Source organism: Lacinutrix gracilariae (assembly GCF_042684485.1).
Taxonomy (GTDB): Bacteria; Bacteroidota; Bacteroidia; order Flavobacteriales; family Flavobacteriaceae; genus Oceanihabitans; species Oceanihabitans gracilariae.
In genome coordinates, this window is the sequence record NZ_JBHULM010000045.1 from 23,375 (window position 1) to 47,185 (window position 23,811).

General features: G+C 30.7%; 23 protein-coding genes and 1 rRNA gene. 16 read left to right on the forward strand and 8 right to left on the reverse strand.

Annotation, left to right across the window (positions count from 1 at the left end; genetic code table 11):
* Positions 1-3 precede the first annotated feature (3 nt).
* Complete coding sequence (locus ACFSSB_RS15885) at positions 4-396, reverse strand: acyl-CoA thioesterase (RefSeq protein WP_379906093.1); 393 nt, start codon at positions 394-396, stop codon at positions 4-6.
* Between the two features lie 182 nt (positions 397-578).
* Between ACFSSB_RS15885 and dnaA the strand changes: the two genes are divergently transcribed.
* From dnaA to ACFSSB_RS15905, 4 genes are all read left to right on the forward strand, one after another.
* Complete coding sequence (gene dnaA, locus ACFSSB_RS15890; RefSeq protein WP_379906095.1) at positions 579-2,006, forward strand: chromosomal replication initiator protein DnaA; 1,428 nt, start codon at positions 579-581, stop codon at positions 2,004-2,006.
* 32 nt (positions 2,007-2,038) lie between these two features.
* On the forward strand, positions 2,039-2,488 hold the full coding sequence (locus ACFSSB_RS15895; protein ID WP_379906097.1) for a low molecular weight protein-tyrosine-phosphatase: 450 nt from the start codon (positions 2,039-2,041) through the stop codon (positions 2,486-2,488).
* 82 nt (positions 2,489-2,570) lie between these two features.
* The gene (locus ACFSSB_RS15900) at positions 2,571-3,971 is read left to right on the forward strand and encodes a PQQ-dependent sugar dehydrogenase (protein ID WP_379906099.1); all 1,401 of its coding nucleotides are present in this window, start codon (positions 2,571-2,573) and stop codon (positions 3,969-3,971) included.
* Entirely contained in the window at positions 3,971-4,687 is a 717-nt protein-coding gene (locus ACFSSB_RS15905) for an SAM-dependent methyltransferase (RefSeq protein WP_379906101.1), read from the forward strand. Before ACFSSB_RS15900 ends, ACFSSB_RS15905 begins: the two co-directional genes overlap by 1 nt.
* A gap of 4 nt (positions 4,688-4,691) precedes the next feature.
* On the opposite strand, the gene ACFSSB_RS15910 is transcribed toward ACFSSB_RS15905, so the two are convergent.
* From ACFSSB_RS15910 to dapF, 5 genes are all read right to left on the reverse strand, one after another.
* Entirely contained in the window at positions 4,692-5,336 is a 645-nt protein-coding gene (locus ACFSSB_RS15910) for a peptidoglycan-binding protein LysM (protein ID WP_379906103.1), read from the reverse strand.
* Between the two features lie 154 nt (positions 5,337-5,490).
* Positions 5,491-6,399 (reverse strand): DUF2279 domain-containing protein, encoded by a 909-nt coding sequence (locus ACFSSB_RS15915; protein WP_379906105.1) that lies wholly within the window; start codon positions 6,397-6,399, stop codon positions 5,491-5,493.
* Positions 6,400-6,404: 5 nt separating this feature from the next.
* The gene (mltG, locus tag ACFSSB_RS15920; RefSeq protein WP_379906107.1) at positions 6,405-7,448 is read right to left on the reverse strand and encodes an endolytic transglycosylase MltG; all 1,044 of its coding nucleotides are present in this window, start codon (positions 7,446-7,448) and stop codon (positions 6,405-6,407) included.
* Positions 7,449-7,973 carry a GNAT family N-acetyltransferase gene (locus ACFSSB_RS15925; protein ID WP_379906109.1) on the reverse strand — a complete coding sequence of 175 codons (525 nt, stop codon included), beginning with the start codon at positions 7,971-7,973 and terminating at the stop codon, positions 7,449-7,451.
* Positions 7,970-8,746, reverse strand: a complete 777-nt coding sequence (gene dapF / locus ACFSSB_RS15930) for a diaminopimelate epimerase (protein WP_379906111.1) — start codon at positions 8,744-8,746, stop codon at positions 7,970-7,972. Before dapF ends, ACFSSB_RS15925 begins: the two co-directional genes overlap by 4 nt.
* A 139-nt stretch (positions 8,747-8,885) precedes the next feature.
* Between dapF and ACFSSB_RS15935 the strand changes: the two genes are divergently transcribed.
* The 12 genes from ACFSSB_RS15935 to ACFSSB_RS15990 all read left to right on the forward strand — a co-directional run bounded on the left by ACFSSB_RS15935 (position 8,886) and on the right by ACFSSB_RS15990 (position 23,096).
* Entirely contained in the window at positions 8,886-10,301 is a 1,416-nt protein-coding gene (locus ACFSSB_RS15935) for a trypsin-like peptidase domain-containing protein (RefSeq protein ID WP_379906113.1), read from the forward strand.
* A 140-nt stretch (positions 10,302-10,441) separates the two neighbouring features.
* Positions 10,442-11,890, forward strand: a complete 1,449-nt coding sequence (locus ACFSSB_RS15940) for a glyceraldehyde-3-phosphate dehydrogenase (RefSeq protein WP_379906115.1) — start codon at positions 10,442-10,444, stop codon at positions 11,888-11,890.
* A gap of 183 nt (positions 11,891-12,073) precedes the next feature.
* Positions 12,074-12,700, forward strand: a complete 627-nt coding sequence (locus ACFSSB_RS15945; protein WP_379906118.1) for a tRNA (guanine-N1)-methyltransferase — start codon at positions 12,074-12,076, stop codon at positions 12,698-12,700.
* A gap of 252 nt (positions 12,701-12,952) precedes the next feature.
* Positions 12,953-13,630 carry a tRNA (guanosine(37)-N1)-methyltransferase TrmD gene (gene trmD / locus ACFSSB_RS15950; RefSeq protein ID WP_379906121.1) on the forward strand — a complete coding sequence of 226 codons (678 nt, stop codon included), beginning with the start codon at positions 12,953-12,955 and terminating at the stop codon, positions 13,628-13,630.
* Positions 13,631-13,656: 26 nt separating this feature from the next.
* Positions 13,657-14,142: a GyrI-like domain-containing protein gene (locus ACFSSB_RS15955; RefSeq protein ID WP_379906123.1), complete on the forward strand. Its 486-nt coding sequence runs from the start codon at positions 13,657-13,659 to the stop codon at positions 14,140-14,142.
* Between the two features lie 305 nt (positions 14,143-14,447).
* Positions 14,448-14,801 (forward strand): 50S ribosomal protein L19, encoded by a 354-nt coding sequence (gene rplS, locus ACFSSB_RS15960; RefSeq protein WP_215968228.1) that lies wholly within the window; start codon positions 14,448-14,450, stop codon positions 14,799-14,801.
* Between the two features lie 818 nt (positions 14,802-15,619).
* A complete protein-coding gene (locus ACFSSB_RS15965) occupies positions 15,620-16,192 on the forward strand; it encodes a pentapeptide repeat-containing protein (RefSeq protein ID WP_379906125.1) in 573 nt (190 codons plus the stop codon).
* A gap of 147 nt (positions 16,193-16,339) precedes the next feature.
* Positions 16,340-18,568, forward strand: coding sequence for an NADP-dependent isocitrate dehydrogenase (locus tag ACFSSB_RS15970; protein ID WP_379906127.1), 2,229 nt, complete (start codon positions 16,340-16,342; stop codon positions 18,566-18,568).
* An 85-nt stretch (positions 18,569-18,653) separates the two neighbouring features.
* Positions 18,654-21,029: a TonB-dependent receptor gene (locus tag ACFSSB_RS15975; RefSeq protein ID WP_379906130.1), complete on the forward strand. Its 2,376-nt coding sequence runs from the start codon at positions 18,654-18,656 to the stop codon at positions 21,027-21,029.
* A 3-nt stretch (positions 21,030-21,032) separates the two neighbouring features.
* Positions 21,033-21,926: a DUF4249 domain-containing protein gene (locus ACFSSB_RS15980; protein ID WP_379906132.1), complete on the forward strand. Its 894-nt coding sequence runs from the start codon at positions 21,033-21,035 to the stop codon at positions 21,924-21,926.
* A 128-nt stretch (positions 21,927-22,054) separates the two neighbouring features.
* Positions 22,055-22,873 (forward strand): N-acetylmuramic acid 6-phosphate etherase, encoded by an 819-nt coding sequence (gene murQ, locus ACFSSB_RS15985; RefSeq protein ID WP_379906134.1) that lies wholly within the window; start codon positions 22,055-22,057, stop codon positions 22,871-22,873.
* Entirely contained in the window at positions 22,863-23,096 is a 234-nt protein-coding gene (locus ACFSSB_RS15990; protein ID WP_379906136.1) for a DUF6095 family protein, read from the forward strand. The genes murQ and ACFSSB_RS15990 overlap by 11 nt, the downstream gene beginning before the upstream one ends.
* A gap of 18 nt (positions 23,097-23,114) precedes the next feature.
* On the opposite strand, the gene ACFSSB_RS15995 is transcribed toward ACFSSB_RS15990, so the two are convergent.
* Positions 23,115-23,600, reverse strand: coding sequence for a hypothetical protein (locus tag ACFSSB_RS15995; protein WP_379906138.1), 486 nt, complete (start codon positions 23,598-23,600; stop codon positions 23,115-23,117).
* 122 nt (positions 23,601-23,722) lie between these two features.
* A 5S ribosomal RNA gene (gene rrf, locus ACFSSB_RS16000) occupies positions 23,723-23,811 on the reverse strand; the annotation flags it as partial.

Consider the following 23,811-nt stretch of genomic DNA (forward strand, 5'->3'; position numbering starts at 1 on the left):
CTTTTATAACTTATCTAAAATATAATCTGGACACTTCATTGGTCTTTTTGTTTTCATGTTAATAAAGGCTAACACAGTGCTTGCTTCTACCAAAATTTCATCTGCCTCATTGGTAATAACATAGTCAAACTCAATCTTAACAGAAGGTGTTTTTTTAAGTTGGGTTTTTACTTTAATAACCTCATCATAGTAGGCTGATTTCTTATATTTTAGAGCCATAGAAATTACAGGAAGCATTACACCTTCTTTTTCCATTTTACTGTAAGAAATACCAAAGGTTCTCAACCACTCTGTTCTTCCCATTTCTAGGTATAATGGGTAATTAGCATGATGTACTACACCCATTTGGTCTGTTTCACCATATCTAATTCTTATAAAAATTTCATTCACTTTCATAGTATTATTTCAATAATTTTTTGTAGTTTCGAATATAGATTAAACATGCAAAAAAAATTCTTAATAATCAACATTAAAATATTTTTTTATTAATAATTTTGTTCACATATTTGCCGAGCTATAATCAACAAGAGGAAATCAATTCCTCTTTTTTTAACTAACAATAAATTTCACAAAAAATAATGAGTATTACTGCGCAATCGGCTTGGAATAATTGTCTTAATTTTATAAAAGATAACATCCAACCGCAAGCTTATAAAACTTGGTTTGAACCAATTGTTGCAGTTAAACTTGCAGATAATGCACTGAGCATTCAGGTACCAAGTAAATTCTTTTATGAATGGCTTGAAGAACACTATGTAAAAATATTAAAAGTTGCACTTACTAAAGAGTTAGGCGAATCGGCCAAACTGGTTTACATTATTAAAATGGAAAACACTTATGGTAACAAGCAACCTTTTACCGAGAAAATTCCTAGTTCTAACAGAACTGCTGTAAAAGCTCAAGATGTTGATATTCCTTTAAACAATAAAAACCGCGAATTACGCAATCCTTTTATTATTCCAGGAATTAGAAATGTGAAAATTGAATCGCAATTAAATCCAAACTATAGTTTTGAGAATTTTTTAGAAGGAGACTCTAACCGTTTAGCTAGAAGCGCAGGATTAGCTGTTGCTAGTAAACCAGGAGGAACTTCTTTTAATCCTTTATTAATTTTTGGAGGTGTAGGACTTGGTAAAACACACTTAGCACATGCTATTGGTGTTGACATTAAAGATAAATACCCAGAAAAAACAGTTTTATATATTTCTGCCGAAAAATTTACGCAACAATATATAGACTCTGTTAAGAAGAATAATAGAAATGATTTTATTCATTTTTACCAAATAATAGACATCTTAATCATTGATGATGTACAATTTTTATCTGGTAAATCTGGAACTCAAGATGTATTCTTCCATATATTTAACCATTTACACCAAAACGGAAAGCAAGTTATTTTAACAAGTGACAAGGCTCCTGTGGATATGCAAGATATTGAGCAACGCTTATTATCTAGATTTAAATGGGGACTTTCTGCAGAGTTGCAAAGTCCAGATTTTGAAACTCGTGTTTCTATATTAAAAAACAAACTATATCGTGATGGTGTAGAAATGCCTGATGCTATTATTGAGTATGTTGCAAAACATATTAAAACAAACATTAGAGAATTAGAAGGCGCAATTATTTCTTTAATTGCACAATCTTCTTTTAACAAAAAAGAAGTTACAATTGATTTAGCTAAACAAGTAGTTGAAAAATTTGTTAAAAACACAAAACGCGAAGTTTCTATAGATTATATCCAGAAAATAGTTTCCGATTATTTTCAAATGGATGTAGACACACTGCAATCTAAAACAAGAAAACGTCATATTGTACAAGCAAGACAACTTGCAATGTTTTTTGCTAAGAAATTAACAAAAGCATCCTTAGCAAGTATTGGTTCTCAAATAGGAAAACGTGATCATGCTACTGTACTTCATGCTTGTAAAACGGTAGACAACTTAACATCTACAGATAAACAGTTTAGAAAATACGTAGAAGATTTAACCAAAAAGCTTTCGGTTTAAGCTTGTAACAATTACCTTTTTTTTAAAATATTATGACAAAAATACTAATGGTTTGCCTTGGTAATATCTGTCGTTCTCCTTTGGCAGAAGGTATTTTACGCTCTAAACTTTCTAAACATCATTATACTATTGATTCTGCAGGAACAGGAAACTATCATATTGGCGAATTACCTGACAAACGCTCTATAGAGGTTGCCTCTAAATACGGAATAGATATAACCAACCAACGTGGCAGACAATTTTCTGTAACCGATTTTGATGTTTTTGATTACATTTATGTAATGGATAATTCTAACTTTAAAAATGTTGTAAAATTAGCTAGAAATGAAACGGATATAGCTAAAGTAAAACTTATTTTAAACGAAGTTTACCCAAACCAAAACTATGATGTTCCTGATCCTTATCATGATAGTAAACAAGGTTTTGAGAATGTTTTTAAAATGCTAGACGAAGCTACAGACGTCATTAAAGAAAAACTCTAATAAAACTAAACTACGCTCCTTCAGCGTATTGGTTGTTATTTTTTGTAACTTTATAAGAATCACATTCTTAAAAATGTATAGAATGAAAACAATAACAACCATAATATTCGCTTTATTTTCACTTCTATGTTTTTCTCAAAATATAAATATAGAACTATTTTCTAACGGACTTACAAGTCCTGTAAACATAAAACACGCAGGAGATAACAGGCTTTTTGTTGCCGAAAAATCTGGAATTATCAAAATAATAAATCCTAACGGAAGCATCGTTAGTACTCCTTTTTTAGACATACATACTTTAGTTACAGACTCTGGAAGCGAACAAGGCTTACTTGCTATGGCATTTCATCCGGACTACCTTAACAATGGTTATGTATATGTAAACTATATTAACCATAATGGAGACACTGTAATTTCTAGATTTACAAGAAACACTACAAATACAGCTGATGCAAACTCAGAATTAGAAATTTTAACCATTAGTCAACCATTTTCTAACCACAATGGTGGAGACATGCATTTTGGCTCTGATGGCTATTTATATATCTCTACAGGTGATGGAGGTTCTGGTGGTGATCCAGGTAATAGAGCGCAAAACCTAACAACACTCTTAGGTAAACTACTACGAATAGATGTTAACAACACCAATAATACTTTTAATTACGCTATTCCTGCAGACAATCCTTTTTATGGAGCTAGTGATGGTATTAAACAAGAAATTTGGGCTTATGGTTTACGCAACCCATGGAAATGGTCTTTTGATAGAGATACAGATGATATATGGATTGCAGATGTAGGACAAAACCTAATAGAAGAAATAAACATGGTTACAGGAGGAAGTTTAGCCGTAAATTATGGATGGCGTTGTTATGAAGGGAACGCAACATATAATACCTCAAACTGTCCGTCTTCAAGTAGCTTAACTTTTCCTGTCGCGCAATACTCGCACAGCAATGATGGCGCGTTTAAATGCTCTATTATAGGAGGATATAGATATAGAGGTACTGCACAACCAACACTACAAGGTTTATACTTTTTTGCAGATTATTGTAGTGATGAAATAGGCTACGTACAAACAAGCGAAAACTCTTTTAACCTTACATTTATTGATGCCTTTGATAACAATGGCTTTTCAGCATTTGGCGAAGATATTAATGGAGAATTATACATTGCAGGACTTAACTCTGGAAGTATTTATAAAATAATTGATGCCGATTTAAGCACAGAAGAACAAAGTGTATTTAAGTTAAAAATATACCCAAACCCTACAAAGGATAGTTTAAATTTTGATTTTAGAAGCGCAACACAGCCAATTAAAGAAATTAATGTTTTTAATTTGCAAGGCAAACTAGTTAGAACTATTTTTAAACCAAACAATAGCATTACAACTATAGACACCAAAAAACTGCAAAGCGGCTTGTACTTAATTGAAGTTATTGCAGAAAATGGATCTATAAAAACAAGTAAATTTATTAAAGATTAATGGACAAAATTATTGGTAAACTATACCTTATACCTACAACCTTAGGAGATAATGCTCCTTTAGAAGTTTTACCTATTTCTGTAAAAAAAATTATAGAACAAGTAGATACGTTTATTGTAGAAAACGAAAAAACAGCAAGACGTTTTATAAAAAGTATTCAACCTAAAAAACAACAATCTAGCTTAACCTTGTTTCCTTTAAACAAGTTTACAGACGCAGCAGAATTACCAAGCTATTTAGAACCTTGCTTACAAGGAAAAAATGTGGGCTTATTATCTGAAGCTGGTTGTCCTGGAGTAGCAGATCCTGGAGCAGATGTTGTAAAAATTGCACACCATAAAAACATACAAGTAGTTCCTTTAGTTGGTCCTTCGTCTATATTACTAGCAATAATGAGTTCTGGTATGAATGGACAAAGCTTTACTTTTAATGGCTATTTACCAATTGACAAAGCTGAAAGAAAACAAGAATTAAAAAAATTAGAACGTCTTTCTTTTGAAAAAAACCAATCGCAAATCTTTATTGAAACGCCTTACAGAAATAATAAAATGCTAGAAGTAATCTGCCAAACATTAAGTAATAATACAGATGTTTGTGTGGCTTGTGATATTACACTTAGCACAGAATACATAAAAACCAAAACGGTAAATGAATGGAAAAAAAATATGGTTGACCTTCATAAAAGACCAACCATTTTTATAATTCATAAAAGCTAAGCAACTAAACTATAGAAGTTGCTTTTGCTTTTTTATTTGCTTTTAATACAGAAGTATCATACCCTGAAAACTTTTTCATGTAGTATTTAATAGAGGTACCAAAGGCATCTTCAAAACCTACAGCACCATAACTTCTTAGGTATTTTTTAACGCTTCCTGGTCCTGCAAGATGTGCTGCAGCTAGTATACCAGACTCGGTTACTAGTACACCATTAATGGTCATACCATTAAAACGTTTAATGTCTCTACGTAAAATCCACTTATTACGCTCTGCATTTGCTATAAATGCTTTTTCTTGTAATTCTGGATTTTGTAAAAATTGGTTTGGGTTATAAATACCTATTAGTTTTAAAGTTTCTGCACCAAACTGGTATTTTCCTAAATACCCAAACTTATTAACGGTAAAGTAATCTCCTCTAGATTCTTTAAAAGCTAAAGCTTCTTTAAAACCTACAAATGACTTTCCTAATGTTGGTGTGAATTTTTGTTTTGGGGCATTATAAGCAAATACTCTATCAGAAACTTCAACTTTTGCAACTTCTTTTGTTTCTGGATGTAATAAAGCTATAAATGCTTCAGATGAAAACGAAAGTTTAAATAAAGTACAAATAGTTAGTAGTAACGCAAACTTGCTAATATTTTTTATCATAACGAATAATTTTTCAGTAATAATTAATAGTAATAATCACATTAAATTTTCAGCCTGCAAATATACAACAAATTTTTTAAAACTGAAAATCAGACGTTTACACGTTTCTAATTAAAAACTAGAAGGTTATCAATACTGCTAAAAAACAAATAGTTTAAAAATACATAGCATGGAACTTAATTCCGTTTTTATTGTTTATTTCTACAGTAGGAAATGGTACTTTAATTACGTTTAAAATACTAAAAACAGATTTCAAGAAGTGTGAGTTTGTTTTTATTCTAGAAAAATCTACATCTAAGCTTAAATAATATTGTCTTATTCTATCTTGTGGTACAAAAACACCTGAAACGGTTTCGTTTGTTCCTGCAAGCATTCCGTCTGCTCCATAACCAAAAGCAAGGTTTAACCATTTTGGAATTTTTTCGTTTTTAAAAAAAGAATGCAGATTGGCACTTAGCCAATAGGTTTGTCCGTTATAATCTTTCAATATTTCTTCTAGCAAGCCCTCTCCTAGTTTATCTGGTCTTTGTGAAGCATATTTAGTTTGATGAAAGGAGAATTTTAAAGTAAAGCGTTGTTCTTGCCAAAGTAATTCTTGACCTACAAAAAGTCCTGTTCCTGCAGCATTAGATAGCATATCTCCCCAAGAAAAGCCCCATTCTTTAGAGTACCCATCAAAAACCTCTACTACAGTTAAAAACCCAAAACCTAAGGTAGCGCCATATAATAATTGATCTCTTTTACCTACACCACTCCAATGCAAAAGACTTGCTCCTGCACTACCAATTTGATAAGAAGAAAACACATGCCCAAACTTATCCATTTGAAGCCATTCTTCATTATCATTAAGTGTATGCAATTTTGATTTCTCATAGTCTGCATACCATAACTGGTTTAAACCAACTAAGGACAACCCAATTGCAGAAGCCTCTGTTATTACTAATGCATTTCTTCTTGGCTTATTTAAGGTATCACTTGGTGTAAGAAATGCATTAATTTTAGACTGTGCGCAAATAGTCGTTGTGGTGCATACTACTAATAGTAGATATAAAATATTTTTCAAAAGAACTATTTATTTATACCTTGAGAAGACAAATAGCGTTGATATTCTCTAGCATTTGCGTTATGTTGCGCTAAGCTTTTTGCAAATTTATGAAAGCCTAATTTTTTAGCATCTGCACAAAAATACAAGTAGTTATGTTTTTCAGCATTTAAAACAGCATCTATAGCAGATATGTCTGGCATAGCTATAAGTCCTGGAGGTAATCCTAATTTTTTATACGTATTATAAGGAGATTCTATTTCTTTATGCACATTTAAAACACGTTTTATAATAGTGTTTTTATATTTTGGTAATTGGTATGCAGCAAACTTAAGCGTAGGATCTGCCTGTAATGGCATACCTATTCGTATTCTATTTAAATATACTCCTGCAATTCTTGGTTGCTCACTTGCTTGCTTAGACTCTTCATGTACTATAGAAGCTAAAGCCATTACTTCATCTTTTGTTAAATGTAATGCTTCTGCTTTTGCAACACGATTGGTATTCCAGAATCTATTATATTCTTTTAACATTCTATCTCTAAAAGTTTCAGCAGAAGAGTTCCAGAAAAACTCATAACTATTAGGAATATACATACCTAAAGCTGTAGCTTTAGAAAAACCATTTTTTTGTAAAAAAGCGTTATCTGTCATAGCCTGTAATAAGCTTAAACTATCTGCTTCAATTTGTGTAGCTATTCTTCCTGCTAATTTTTCAATAGTTTCCTGATTATTAAAAGCTATTTTAATTGGTAAGTTGTTACTGCGTATAGAATTTATAATATCATTATTATTCATTCCTTTTTTAATCACAAATCTTCCTGCTTTAAGGTTTGTGTTGTATTTCTTCTTTTCTGCTAAAGCATCAAAAGCATCTATATCTTTTAATAATGGTATTAACTGTTCTCTTACATCATTATAACTTGCATCACTAGAAACATAGATATAGGCTTCTTCATTATTAAAGGCTGTATTAACCTTAAACATGGCATTATACACAAAGTTTGCAAAAAAAGCAGCTACAATTAATCCTATTATAGCTATGGCTAGAAGTATTTTTTTAAAGTACATTTATTTATTAATGAGTTGAAAAATATATTCGTTTTTAAATTGATTGTTGACTAAATTCCAGTCTTTTTTTAATCCTATTTCTTGAAACCCTTGATTGGTAAAAAGAGCTATGCTTGCTTTGTTTCCTTCTGAAATATTACAATACAGTTGGTGCATATCTAAATGGGTAAAGCAATAGTTAACCAATAAATTTAAGGCTTCTTTTCCAAAACCTTTTTGCCTATTTGCTGTTTCTTTTACTAAAATACCAATTCCTGCTCTTCGGTTTTTAACATCAAAATCAAAAACATCAATCATACCAAGTGCCTCATCATCATAACTAGAAATTACTAGTCTTAACTGTTTTACTTCGTAAATATCTTTATGTGCATGCTCTAAGTATTGTTTGATTAAATATTTAGAATACGGAGTTATGGTATTGCTAATTTCCCAAATGCTTTCATCGTTTTCAATAGTATGAATAAACGCTAAATCTTCGGGTTCTAGAGCACGTAAGTAAATATGTTCACCTTTTAATGTAATCATGAAATGCTACCTTTAAAAACTTGTTTAGCAGGACCAATTAACCAGATATCTTGGTATGCTTCGCCTTTTTTAACAAAAGACACTTGTAGCTCTCCTCCTTGTACCTGTAGGTTAATTAGATTTTTTTCGGTTTCCCCTATATAATGCATAGCAATAGCTACAGCTGTCACTCCTGTTCCGCAAGATAAGGTTTCATCTTCAACACCACGTTCGTAAGTTCTAACTGCAAACGTAGAATCGTTAATTTTAGAAACAAAGTTTACGTTAGTTCCTGCTTCACCATAAGGGTTTCCATATCTAATTTTTGCTCCTTCGGTTTTAATATCAAAGGTTTTTAAATGCGCTTCTTTTTGTACATGGTGTGGAGAACCTGTATTTAAGAAAATATGATTGGTATGTTTTTCTACCAAATCTACATTTTGCATGTGTAGTTTTATTATATCGCCTTCAATGATAGCATCATGCATACCATCAATAGCTTCAAAAGTAGCATGATCTTTTACAATGTTTAAAAATTTAGCAAAGGCTACTATGCATCTTCCTCCATTTCCACACATGGTGCTTTCATTTCCGTCGGCATTGTAATACACCATTTTAAAATCTGCAGTTTCATGGTTTTCAAGTAATATCAATCCGTCGGCTCCAATACCAAAACGTCTATCACATAAAAACGCTACTTTTTGCGTGTCTTTTTTATTGAAAGTTTTTAAACGATTGTCTATCATTACAAAATCGTTTCCTGTGCCTTGATATTTATAAAAAGTATGTGTCATTAAATAGAAATTATTACGACAAATATAGTGATATTAAACTGTATTTTCAGGTGTTAAATACGCGTTAAAGTTGATTTTCTTAAACAACAATTTTTTAATTTTAATCGTTAACCTTTTTATACTAAACATATATATTATTATGAAAAAGATTTTATCTATATTATTCGTTTCGGCATTAGGAGGAGCAATAACTTTAGGTGCCTACAAAATTTTTATTGAAAAGAACCAAGATGTTGCGATACAAAATAAACAAGAGCAACCTTTTTCTTTTCCGGTAAGTCACCAAACTACAAACGCTAATTTTATTCCAGATACAGATGTAAGTTTTGCTGCTGCTGCAGAAAAAACTGTACATACAGTAGTACACGTAAAAAACACTACAGTAAGCAGTGGCCAAATGACATTTGAAGATTTATTTTTTGGAAGACAAAGCCAACGTGCGCAAGTTGGTACTGGTTCTGGAGTAATTATTTCGCCAGATGGTTATATTATCACTAACAATCATGTTATTGCTGGTTCAAGAGCACTTACTGTTACCTTAAATAATAATAAAACTTATGAGGCTAAAATTATTGGTGCAGATGAAAAAACAGATATTGCTTTAATTAAAGTAGAAGCAGATGAAGAATTACCATTTACTACTTTTGGTGATAGTGACCAAGCTAAAATTGGCGAATGGGTTTTAGCGGTTGGTAATCCGTTTAACCTAACTTCTACAGTTACTGCAGGAATTATTAGTGCAAAGTCTAGAGATTTATCCGGTTTAAGCAACCAGTCTTTTATACAAACCGATGCTGCTGTTAATCCTGGTAATTCTGGTGGAGCACTTGTAAATACTAATGGAGATTTAATTGGTATTAATACAGCCATTACATCACAAACAGGCTCTTATATTGGTTATTCTTTTGCAGTACCTAGTAATATTGCTAAAAAAGTGGTGCAAGATATTATGGAATTTGGTAATGTACAAAACGGAATTTTAGGTGTTTCTGGAGGTTCTATTAGTGCTGGTTATGCCGAAAAATTTGGACTTAACACCACAGAAGGTTTCTATATTGAAGAAGTTGAAGAAGATTCTGGAGCTGATATTGCTGGATTAAAAAGTGGCGATATTATTAAAAAATTAGAAAATATTGAAATCAAAAAGTTTTCTGATTTAAAAGGATTTTTAAATTCTAAAAGTCCTAATGATGTTGTAAACGTAACCGTTTTAAGAGATGGAGAACAAAAAGTATTTGCGGTTACATTACGTAAAAACGAAACACTAACGGTTCCTATTATAGGTGTTATTAAAAATGCAAAACCTAAAGATCTTAAAAAATATAAAACAGAAAACGGAGTAAAAATTGCTAGATTAACCAATAATAAAAATTATTTAAGCTATTGGATAAATAATGGTGTGCAAGTAGGTGATATTATTACAGCTATTAATGATACTAAAGTAAATAGTATTGATGATGTGCAAACCATATTAAAAAACAGACATACCAATGATTTACTACGTATAGAACTAATAAATTCTAAAGGAGAAAAAGAACGATATAACTTTAGATAGTATAATTATAAAAACCATTTTACCACTAACGCTCTAGTATTTTCTAGGGCGTTTTTATTTTATTAAAAATTAGTTACGAAAACGTTTGAAATATGTTACTTTTGCAAAAAATTTAACAACACAATTAAAATATTTTAACAATGCCTATTAACGAAACTTACGAAAGCGAACTAGCATTTCAAGCAGATAGACGTAGAGCTACTGTAGAATTTATTAAAATAGTAAGCGACCTTTGGTACGATAAATCTATCGAATTAGTGATTTTTAGAAATCAATTAATAGACAAAAATGTAAGCGACATTTTAAACCTGCACGAATATGCATGCGAATTTGTACAGAAACCAATTTCTATTTTTGACTCTGTAGAAATAGCGCAAGCAATTAACACCTTAGACCTTCCTCCTGCTAAATTAGATATTGGGAAATTAACTTTTGAGTACCATATGGAAGAAGGTAAATACAACAATGCTACTGCATTTGTTGCTGCAAAACTTAAAGATGCTAGTAAAAATGGTTCTATAACACCTAAAGACGTTGTGCTTTATGGTTTTGGTAGAATTGGTCGTTTAGTAGCTAGAGAGTTAATGACAAAAGCTGGAAAAGGTACCCAATTACGTTTAAGAGCTATTGTTACTCGTGGAGAAATTAACGCTACTGTTTTAGAAAAAAGAGCTTCTTTACTACGTAATGACTCTGTACATGGAGATTTTTCTGGAACCGTTTCTATAGATGTAGAAAATAGCGCCTTAATAATAAATGGTACTACTGTAAATATTATTTCTGCTAATGCACCAGAAGATATTGACTATACTAAATATGGTATTAATAATGCTTTAGTAATTGATAATACTGGAGCTTTTAGAGATAACGAAGCTTTAAGCAGACACCTAAAATCTAAAGGAACAGATAAAGTATTACTTACTGCTCCAGGAAAAGGGGTTCCTAATATTGTACATGGTGTAAACCATACCGAACACAATCCAGACGAAGTAAGTATTTTTTCTGCTGCTTCTTGTACTACAAATGCCATTACACCTATTTTAAAAGCTATGGAAGATTCTTTTGGCGTAAAAACAGGTCACTTAGAAACTATTCATGCATACACTAACGATCAAAACTTAGTAGATAATTTTCATAAAAAATACAGACGTGGTCGTGCAGCTGCATTAAATATGGTAATTACAGAAACAGGAGCAGGAAAAGCGGTTAGTAAAGCTTTACCAAGTTTAGAAGGAAAATTAACTTCTAATGCTATTAGAGTTCCTGTACCTAACGGTTCTTTAGCTATTTTAAATTTAGAATTAGAAAACCCTACTTCTGTAGATGGTATAAACACCATCATGAAAAAATATGCTTTAGAAGGTAATTTGGTAGAACAAATAAAATATGAATTAAGTGATGAGTTAGTATCTAGTGATATAGTAGGCTCTTCTGCTCCTTCTATTTATGATAGTAAAGCAACTATTGTTAGAGCAGACGGAAAAAATGCTATCTTATATATATGGTATGATAATGAGTATGGCTATAGCCATCAAGTAATTAGATTAGCAAAATATATAGCTAAAGTTAGAAGACATACTTATTATTAATAATAACATCTAAATAGCAATTACTAACGTATATATTAAAGCCTCGCATTTGTGAGGCTTTTTAATTATTTTTATTTTATGTTGAATGCGTTTTTTTCCAAATCATTTTTGAAGTTCATTTAGCATCTAAATAAACATATTTTGTTATTTTCGTAAAAATTAAAACCAAACTACATTTACTAAATGAATTCTTCTAAATTTATTATAATTCTATTTATATCCTTATTCTGTTCAACATTTAATGCACAAGCACAAAACGATAAAGATAAAGAGAATCTTTCGCTAAGTACTGGTACTATAAATGAACAGTTTGAATATATTTTAAAAAAATCTGGAAACTTTAAAGGTACTAATGGCCAACCTTATGAAGCTGTTAAACGTAGCATGTTCCTTACCTTACAAGCACATACTATTGATTCTTTAAAAACAATTCATAAAAACTTAGCAGAAACACAAACGGTTGTAAAAAACCAAGCTAAAGAAATTGAAACCTTAAAAACCAGTTTATCTAACACACAAGATACCTTAGCTAAAACAAATGAAGAAAAAGATAGTATGTCTTTATTTGGTATACTAATGAGTAAATCTGGATACAATGTACTTATGTGGTCTATTATTGCAGGTTTATTAGCGCTTTTATTATTCTTTATCTATAAATTTAAAAATAGTAATGCTATAACTAAAGAAGCCAATAAATCTTTAGCTGAAATTGAAGAAGAATTTGAAGAGCATAGAAAGATAGCTTTAGAACGTGAGCAAAAAGTTAGAAGACAACTTCAAGACGAGCTAAACAAACAAAAAAAACAATAACAAATACTTTTAATAAAAAGTAAAACTTAAAAAATCTGTAATTCATTTTACAGATTTTTTTTTGCAATACATGTTTGTTTGTGTACTACCAAAAGCATAAAAATGGAATTACTTTTTAGTACAAAGTGAAAGCTGTTTCAGTAATAAAAAAAAAGATAAAACCTACCTTATACTTTATTTTAATAAACTGAAAAACTAATTCTTTAAAATTCATCATATTCTTTGCATCTTTGCAACATATACAAAAGACTCATGAGAATTGACATTATTACTGTTTTACCAGAATTACTAGAAAGTCCTTTTAGCGCTTCTATACTTAAACGAGCTATTGAAGCAAACTTGGTAGAAGTACACTTTCATAATTTACGTGATTATACCACAGACAACTATAAATCTATAGACGACACCCAATTTGGTGGTGGCGCAGGAATGGTAATGATGATAGAACCTATAGATAAATGTATCTCTAAACTAAAGGCAGAACGCCAATATGATGAAGTAATCTATATGACTCCAGATGGTAAAACCTTAAATCAAGGTATGGCAAACCATTTATCTTTAAAAGAAAATATTATTATTCTTTGCGGACATTATAAAGGTGTAGATCAACGTGTTCGCGATCAATTTATCACCAAAGAAATTTCTATTGGAGATTATGTTTTGTCTGGAGGAGAACTTGGTGCTGCTGTTTTATGTGATGCGGTAATACGATTAATTCCTGGTGTTTTAGGAAATGAAACTTCTGCCTTAACAGATTCTTTTCAAGACAATTTACTAGCTCCTCCTATTTATACTAGACCTAGAGATTATAAAGGTTGGGAAGTTCCAGAATTATTATTTAGTGGTAATCATGCTAAAATAGAAAAATGGCGTGAAGAACAAGCATACCAACGTACCAAAGACAGAAGACCAGATTTATTAGAAGACTAATCTTTATATACATTTATTCTTAAAAAATGAATATGCAACCAAGAATTGAATCTGTTTCTGAAAAAAAATTAGTCGGAAAATTTGTTGAAATGTCTTTAATAGACAACAAAACATTAGAGCTGTTCTCTAGCTTTATGCCTTACCGAAAACAAGTAAAAAATAGTATATCTAGCGCTATTTATGAAGTCATGCAATATGATGCTGCTTACTTTAAAAGCTTTAACCCAAATAATAGGTTTAAAAAATGGGGCACTTTAGAGGTTGAAAATTTAGACGAAATACCAGAAAATATGCACACTCTCGTTATAGAAAGTGGTTTATATGCTGTTTTTACCTATAAAGGCTTAGCAAAAGATTTTTCAAATTTAATGCAATACGTTTTTACAGATTGGTTACCAAAATCAGCATACAGATTAGATAACAGACCACATTTTAATGTGCTTGGTAGCAAATACATTAAAAACTCACCAGACTCTGAGGAGGATGTTTATATTCCTATTCAATTAAAATAGTATAATGGAAACCAATTTCTGCGTTAAGGATTGCAAGGTTGTTTGAGCTCTTTTTTGTTTTTTTTCAAAAAAAGCGAGCCTGTAAAGCCTGACGTTTTGTTCTTCCTGCAAGGTTTTTAACCTAGCAGGAAGAACAAAAGGAAACGCCCAAATACGCTTAATTACTAATTAAAAAAGGCATTTTAATTTTTATTTTTGTTGTTTGGTATTTAAGTTATTATACCTATATTTGCACCACTTTTGAGCTAACCTCTGGCGAAAATCGCGAATGTTGCCTTAAAATAACTAATAAAAAATTAATAAAGATGGAATCTTTAGTAAAATTTGTACAAGACGAATTTGTAACAAAAAAAGACTTTCCAGAGTTTGGAGCTGGAGACACTATTACAGTGTATTACGAAATTAGAGAAGGAAACAAAACGCGTACGCAGTTTTTTAAAGGTGTTGTTTTACAACGTAGAGGAACTGGAGCATCAGAGACATTTACTATTAGAAAAATGTCAGGAACAATTGGTGTAGAGCGTATTTTTCCAGTTAACTTACCTGCTTTACAAAAAGTAGAAGTAAACAAAAGAGGTAAAGTACGTAGAGCACGTATCTTTTACTTTAGAGGTCTTACTGGTAAGAAAGCTAGAATTACAGAAAAAAGACGTTCTTAATAAACGTTTAATACCATTAAAAAGCCTTGATTTCTCAAGGCTTTTTTTATGCCTTATTTTTACCAATACCTATACTACACTATACAAAACCTAGCTTTGCTACTACTGCTAACTCTTAATCTATAGCAGTTTTTTTACTAATTAAATAAAAAAGCGCAAAGTTGCTTATTAACAAATGTTAATAACACAAGTTTATAACAACTTGATAACTAGAGTGTTAAAATCATTGCTTTTTTAACTTCTTATGCTATATTAGCTACAGAATTACACACCACTACTGTGAGTTTCTGTATTAAAAGAGAATGAAAAGTGAAATTCTATTAAAGACTCATTCTTTAATTATAATTGTTTTTTGAGATTTTAAAGATGCATGTGTAAATGTGTTAGTCTGAAAGATCATGAAATCTTAAATAGTACTATATATTTAGGTAGATAGTAACTAGTAAGATAGAAAGTTTCTTAGTGTAGTTAAAACGAAAGTGATAACCAAAACAAGAAGCAATGTTTAAAAAGAAGTATAACACGAAAGTGAAACACAGAAAGTTAAGCATCAAGAAAAACAATTAACAAAAACATTTTAGTAACAAGTCAATACATTTTGAAAGTTACAAACTAAAATGTTTTATTGATATAGTGTAACTTGAATCTATAAAAAGGGGAAAACGAAAGTTTATAACCTATAGTAACAGCATTGTTAAATAGATCACGCCAAGCTATTTCAAAGAAAGCCATATCCCACTAGATTAAATTCTACGTGATATGGCTTTTATGGTTTATACCATTTTAATACTTTTACAAAAAACATACTATCTTAGTACATGATTCTTTCCTTTATAAACGACAAAACCTACAAAAACAAAGACTACTCTAGTAAAGAATTACCAAAAGCTGAGTATAACAATTGTACCTTTATAAATTGCACATTTACAGACAGCTACTTAAGCAATAATGCTTTTTTAGAATGTGAATTTATAGATTGTAACTTAAGTAATGTAAAGACAAAAGGAACAACCTTTAATGAAGTACTTTTTACCAATTGTAAAATGATAGGTTTTCCGTTTAATACATGTAATTCTATGTTGCTAGATATCAGTTTTAAATCCTGTAATTTAAGTCTAGCCTCTTTTTACCAGTTAAATATAAACAGTACCAATTTTAATACCTGTAATCTTCAATCTGTAGATTTTACAGCATCAAATCTAACCAATGCTTCTTTTTTAGATTGTGATTTAGAAAAAGCAGTCTTTGAAAATACAAATCTTGAAAAAGCAGATTTTACTTCCGCAAAAAATTATAGCATTTCACCAGAAAAAAACAGAATAAAAGGAGCAAAATTTAGTAAAGAAGGTTTATTCGGACTTTTAAGTATGTACAAAATAATAGTAGAATAAAGCATATTTGTCAAAAATTTAAATAAATTTTTAAACTCTTCGCATTTATTTTGTATCAAAACACGATTGTTACCATTAACAACTGCTTTTTTGTATATTTGCACAGCTTAAATTTTAAGCTATTTTAATTCAGCAAACAAATTAAACATGACAAAAATTTCTACAATAATTTACACTAAAACAGACGAAGCGCCTGCTTTAGCTACACATTCTTTTTTACCAATAGTTCAAGCCTTTACAAACTCCGCTGGAGTAAAAGTGGAAACAAGGGATATTTCGTTAGCAGCCAGGATACTAGCTGTTTTTTCAGATATATTACCAGAAAACCAACGTGTTAATAATACATTAGCAGAATTAGGAGAATTAGTAAAAAAACCAGAGGCTAATATTATTAAACTTCCAAATATTAGTGCTTCTGTACCACAATTAAACGCTGCAATTAAAGAGTTACAAGCAAAAGGATATGCCTTACCTAATTATCCTGCTGAACCTGAAACTGCAGAAGAAAAAGATATTAAATCACGTTATGACAAAGTAAAAGGTAGTGCTGTAAACCCAGTATTACGTGAAGGAAACTCAGATCGTCGTGCTCCTAAAGCCGTAAAAAACTACGCAAAAAAGAATCCGCATTCTATGGGTGCATGGAGCAAAGATTCTAAATCTCATGTTGCTACCATGGCACAAGGAGATTTTGAACATAATGAAAAATCTGTAGTAATGCCTGCTGCTGGTCCTATCAACATTCAATTGGTTGGTGATAACGGAAAAACATACTTTTTAAAAGAAAATTTAAACTTATTACAAGGCGAAATTATTGACGCTACTGTAATGAGTAAAAAAGCATTATTAAGCTTTTTAGAAGAACAAATTGCAGATGCTAAAAAACAAGGTGTGCTATTTTCATTACATATGAAAGCTACCATGATGAAAGTTAGTGACCCTATTATTTTTGGTCATGCTGTTCGTGTGTATTTTGCAGATGTATTTGCTAAACATGCAGATACTTTTGAAGAAATTGGTGTAGATGTAAACAATGGTTTTGGAAACCTTGTTAGCAAACTACAAGAATTACCAGAAGCTAAACGTAAAGAAATTGAAGCAGATATTGAAACTGCTCTAGCTAATGGACCAGACATTGCTATGGTAAATAGTGATAAAGGAATTACCAATCTTCACGTACCAAGTGATGTCATTATTGATGCTTCTATGCCTGCAATGATTAGAACTTCTGGACAAATGTGGAATGCCGAAGGTAAATTACAAGATACTAAAGCCGTAATTCCAGATAGTAGTTATGCTGGAATTTATGATGCTACTATAGAGTTTTGTAAAAAACATGGTGCTTTTGACCCAACAACAATGGGTACTGTTCCTAACGTTGGATTAATGGCACAAAAAGCAGAAGAGTATGGTTCTCATGATAAAACTTTTGAAATTGCAGATAATGGAGTTGTTAAAGTTTTAGACGCAGAAGGAAATACCTTAATGGAACATACTGTTGAAGCTGGAGATATTTGGAGAATGTGCCAAGTTAAAGATGCTCCTATCCAAGACTGGGTTAAACTAGCAGTAACAAGAGCTAGAGCTTCAAAAACTCCTGCTGTTTTTTGGTTAGATGAAAACAGAGCACATGATGCACAACTTATTAAAAAAGTAAATACTTATTTAAAAGATCATGATACTACTGGTTTAGATATTAGAATTCTTTCTCCTTATGACGCTACTAATTTCACTTTAGAAAGAGTTAAAGAAGGAAAAGATACTATTTCTGTTTCAGGAAATGTATTACGTGATTACTTAACAGATTTATTCCCAATTTTAGAATTAGGTACTTCTGCAAAAATGCTTTCTATTGTTCCTTTAATGAATGGTGGAGGTTTATTTGAAACTGGTGCTGGTGGTTCTGCTCCTAAACACGTGCAACAATTTATTGAAGAAAACCATTTACGTTGGGATTCTTTAGGTGAATTTTTAGCACTTGCTGTTTCTTTAGAACATTTAGGAGAGTCTAATAATAACGATAGAGCAAAAGTTTTAAGCGAAACACTTGATGAAGCAACAGAAAAATTATTAGAAAACAAAAAAGGTCCTTCTCGTAAAACTGGAGAATTAGATAACAGAGGAAGCCACTTTTATTTAGCAATGTATTGGGCAGAAGCTTTAGCAAACCAAACAAAAGATGCTGATTTAAAAGAAACCTTTACTTCTGTAGCTAAATCTTTAAAAGAAAAAGAAGAAGAAATAGTTAAAGAATTAAATGATGTACAAGGTAGCCCTGTTAATATAGAAGGTTATTATGAGCCTAATGAAACGTTAACAAGTAACGCCATGAGACCAAGTAATACTTTTAATGCTATTTTAAATACCATTAAATAATTTTAAAAATAATACTACAAAAAAGCCCCTTTCTAGGGGCTTTTTTTATATTTTTATATCACATGACTTAAAAAAATGTTAGTATATGTTCCTTAAAAAAATAGCAGTTTTCTTTTTATTTTACTTTACTATTACATTTTTATCTGCACAAGAAAAATTTACCTTTAGTGGTACCATTCAAGAAGCTACAAGTAATGAATCGCTAATTAGTGTAAACATTATAATTCCAGAACTACAAACAGGAACTACTACTAATGAATATGGCTTCTACTCTATTACATTACCAAAAGGAGAATACAAAGTAATTATTAGTTACATTGGTTTTGCAGAGGTTGTAGAAACTATTAATCTTACAAAAAACATTACAAAAAACTATAGCCTTGTTGAAGCTACAGAAACTTTAGACGAAGTAATCATTACAGAAAACGTAGAAAAATTAAATATTAAAAAACCTCAAATGAGTGTAAACGCACTCTCTGCTAGTACTATAAAACAAATACCTGTAGTACTTGGTGAACCTGATGTTATTAAAGCAATAACCTTACTTCCAGGAGTAACAACTGCTGGTGAAGGTGCTTCTGGTTTTAATGTTCGTGGTGGCGCTGCAGACCAAAACCTAATTTTATTAGATGAGGCTACCATTTATAATTCTTCCCATTTGTTTGGTTTCTTTTCGGTTTTTAATCCTGATGCCATAAAAGATTTAAAATTATATAAAGGTGGAATTCCTGCGCGTTATGGAGGTCGCGTTTCTTCGGTTTTAGATATTTATCAAAAAGAAGGAAATAGTAATGACTTTCATGTTAATGGAGGTGTTGGTATTGTTTCTAGTAGACTGCTAATTGAAGGACCTTTACAAAAAGAAAAAGCATCTTTCCTTTTTGGAGGAAGATCTTCTTATGCACATCTTTTTCTTCCTCTATTTGATATAGATAACAAAGCCTATTTTTATGATTTAAATACAAAAATAAGCTATAAAGTCAACAAAAATAATAACGTATATCTCTCTGGATACTTTGGTAGAGACGTTTTTAGTATTAATGATAGTTTTAAAAACACCTACGGAAATTCAGTCTTAAACTTTAGATGGAACCACCTTTTTTCAGACAAACTATTTTCAAACCTATCCTTAATTTATTCAGATTATTACTATGGCTTAAACTTAAATTTTATTGAATTTAATTGGGATTCCGGAATTAGAAATTTCAACTTTAAATATGATTTTAAACATTATTTAAATGATAAAATTAAATTACAATATGGCCTAAATAGTATTTATCATACATTCAATCCTGGTAAAATAGAACCTTCTAGTGATAGCTCTGCTATTAATTCTAGAAAACTAATAGATAAATATGCTTTTGAAAATGCCATATATATAGATGCAGAACATAAATTGTCAGATAAATTCACTGCTTCTTATGGTTTGCGCTACAGCTCCTTTTTACGTTTAGGACAAAAAGAATTAAATGTATATGAAAATGACAACCCTATTCTTTTTAATGAAGAACTACAAATTTATGAAAAAGCAGATCCTATTGGTACAGAAACCTATAGCAGAAATGAGGTTATACAATCTTTCGGTAATTTAGAACCTAGACTTGCACTTGCCTATCAACTAAATGAACATGCTTCTATTAAAGCCAGTTATAACAGACTAAGTCAATATTTACATTTATTATCTAACACAAGTTCTCCTACTCCATTAGATGTATGGACACCAAGCGGTAAATACACTAAACCACAAATATTAGATCAGGTTGCTATAGGCTATTTCAAAAATTTCAACAACCAAACCTATTCTTTAGAAGTAGAATCTTTTTACAAAAAAGTAAAAAACAGAATAGATTATATTGATGGTGCAGACCTTATTGCAAATGATGCTATTGAACAAATTATTTTAAACGGAAAATCAAGAGCTTATGGTTTAGAAATATTGTTTAGAAAAAACGAAGGACGTTTTAAAGGATGGTTAGCCTATACCTTATCAAAATCGGAACAACAAACTCCAGGAAGAACAGCTGCAGAAACAGGAATAAATAATGGTAATTGGTACAATACGCCTTATGATAAAACACATGATGTGTCATTAACAGCAAGCTATAATTTAAATAAAAAATGGACATTAAACACCAATTTTTTATTACAATCAGGACAACCTGTTACCTATCCTAACGGACAATATGAATATAACGGAATAACCATACCAAGCTATGCAAACAGAAATGAATTTAGACTACCAACTTACCATCGCTTAGATCTTTCTGCAAACTATACACCCAAACCAGAAAAGCAAAAAGGATGGCAAAGCTACTGGGTTTTTGGCGTGTATAATATATATAACAGACGTAATGCAGCTTCTATTAGCTTTAGTGAAAATAGAAATACAGGAGACAATGAAGCAGTTAGACTTTCTATTTTCGGAATCGTTCCTGCTGTTTCTTATAATTTTAAATTTTAAATCATGAAAAAAATAGCTTCTAATAAAACCATGCTACTTCTATTTATGCAAAAGTATTTTTATACTGCACATAACATAAAAAGCAAATGCTTATACCTCATGATTATTAGCTTCACTTTTTTAACTTCGTGTGAAGATGTAGTAGATATAGATTTACCAACTTCAGAACCAAAATTAGTAATTGATGCATCTATAAATTGGTTTAAAAATACGCCAGGAAATGAACAATCTATTAAATTAAGTTTATCTGCTCCTTTTTATGATAATGAAGTGCCACCTGCAAATAATGCGCAAGTAATTATTACAGATACAAACAACAATACTTTTGAATTTATTGAAGATGGTGATTCCGGAATATACCAAAACAACAACTTTATTCCAGAAATAAATGGTGCTTACCTTTTAACTATTAACTATAAGGGCGAAGTCTATACAGCAACCGAAACATTAAAATCTGTTGCCGAAATTGAATATGTAGAACAAAATCTTGAAGGTGGATTTTCAGGAGAAGAAACAGAAATAAAAGCATACTTTACAGATCCTCCAGATGAAGAAAATTATTATTTTTTCGAGTTTATACCTAGCTTAAATGTTACACCAACCTTAGATACTTTTAAAGACGAATTTGTAAACGGAAATGAAGTATTTGGCTTCTATGTTGAAGAAGATTTAGATGAAGGAGAAAGCGTCATTATAAGAAACTATGGTGTTTCAGAACGCTTCTATGAGTTTATATTTGTACTATTACAACAAAGCAGTGAAAATGATGGTGGTCCTTTTGAAACCCAACCAGCAACCGTTCGTGGTAATTGCATCAATCAAACCAATCCTGAAAATTATCCTTTTGGCTATTTTAGACTCTCCGAAGTTTCAGAATTTAATTATACTGTTGAGTAATAGTATTTGGGCGTTACCATACAAAACTTTTGGGTTTTGTATGGTCGTGCTGTACACTATATCTTTTGCTAAGGCAAAAGGATGCCGTTTCCATCACTAACGCAAAACAAAAATCGTATTTTTACAAAATGACATTTATAAAAACAACAGAACAAGATTCCAATTATAATCATCTAGAAAAGATGAGTATTAATGAACTACTTAAAAATATAAATAACGAAGATAAAACAGTTCCTCTAGCTGTAGAAAAAGCGTTACCACAAATAGAAAAATTAGTAACAAAAATAGTCTTAAAACTTCAATCAGGAGGAAGATTATTTTATTTAGGAGCTGGTACTAGCGGACGATTAGGAATACTAGATGCTAGTGAGTGTCCTCCTACTTTTGGTGTACCTCATGATTTAGTAATAGGTATTATAGCTGGTGGAGATACTGCTATTAGAAAAGCCGTTGAATTTGCAGAAGATTCAAAAAATTTAGGATGGAAAGATTTACAAAACTATTCTATAAATGATAAAGATATTGTAATAGGTATTGCTGCTTCAGGAACAACTCCATATGTTATTGCTACCCTTGAAGAATGTAACAAAAATAATATTATAACAGGATGCATTACTTGTAATAAAAATAGTCCGCTATCACAAACAGCACAATTTCCAATTGAAGTGGTTGTTGGTCCAGAATTTGTAACAGGTAGTTCTAGAATGAAAGCTGGAACAGCACAAAAACTAGTATTAAATATGCTAACCACTACTACTATGATTCAACTAGGTCATATTAAAGGAAATAAAATGGTAGACATGCAACTAAGCAATCATAAACTAGTCAACAGAGGTATTAGAATGATCATGCAAGAACTGGATATTTCAAAAGAAGTAGCAGAAAATTTATTACATACACATAAAAGCGTCAGAGCTGCAATTCAAAATTATAATCATGGAAACTAATCATACCGATAAAAATTTATTAGCTCAAGGACTAAAATTAATGCTAATAACATTAGCGCTTATGTTTTTAGGTCCTATATTATTATATATCGCTTTTAGTAATCCAGAAAAACCTTTGTATTACCCTTTATTAATAGCAGGAATTGCCAGTTGTGTTTGTGCTATCTATTTTGCTTTTAAAGGTATCAATAAAATTATGGATAGTATGTTTAATAAAAAATAAACATACATCTATTAAAACTTATTTTGGCGTACTAGCATTATAACCAAAATCTTCATCAGGAATAGTTATATGTAATCGATCCAAAATATAGTTAATAATAGCATAATGATGAATAGTATGACTATTTGCTTGTGCTAATAAAGATGAAAATGTATAATTAATTTCAATTCTACCAAGCCCCAAATCATCTGTAACCATAACTTCTTTAGCAATATCTGCATTGCTTAAATTACTTACCTGCTCTACAATAGTATTTAAATAACAAATTGCGGTATCACAACAATTTTCTACATCTAAATTTCTTTTTCGTGTTGTTAAATCTACATGATTTCCTATATGATTAAAAATACAATCATAAAAATCTAAAATATGTCTAATATGCGAGCCAATACTAGAATAATAAGGAGAAACAGAAACATCTGCTAATTGTTTATCTGTAAGATTAGATAAAACTATTTGTGATTTACTAAGGGTATTTAAGGAAGATTTAATAATTAAGTTCATGTAATCTAAAATAGGTAAATAATATTAATATAAAAATTATTTTTCATTAGTCTTATTTAGAAAATCACCTTACATAAAAAGCAAAAAAAAACCCTTCATTAAATAAATAATGAAGGGTTTAAAAAAGGCGACGACCTACTCTTCCACAATGTAGTACCATCGGCGCAAATGGGCTTAACTTCTCTGTTCGGAATGGTAAGAGGTGAGCCCC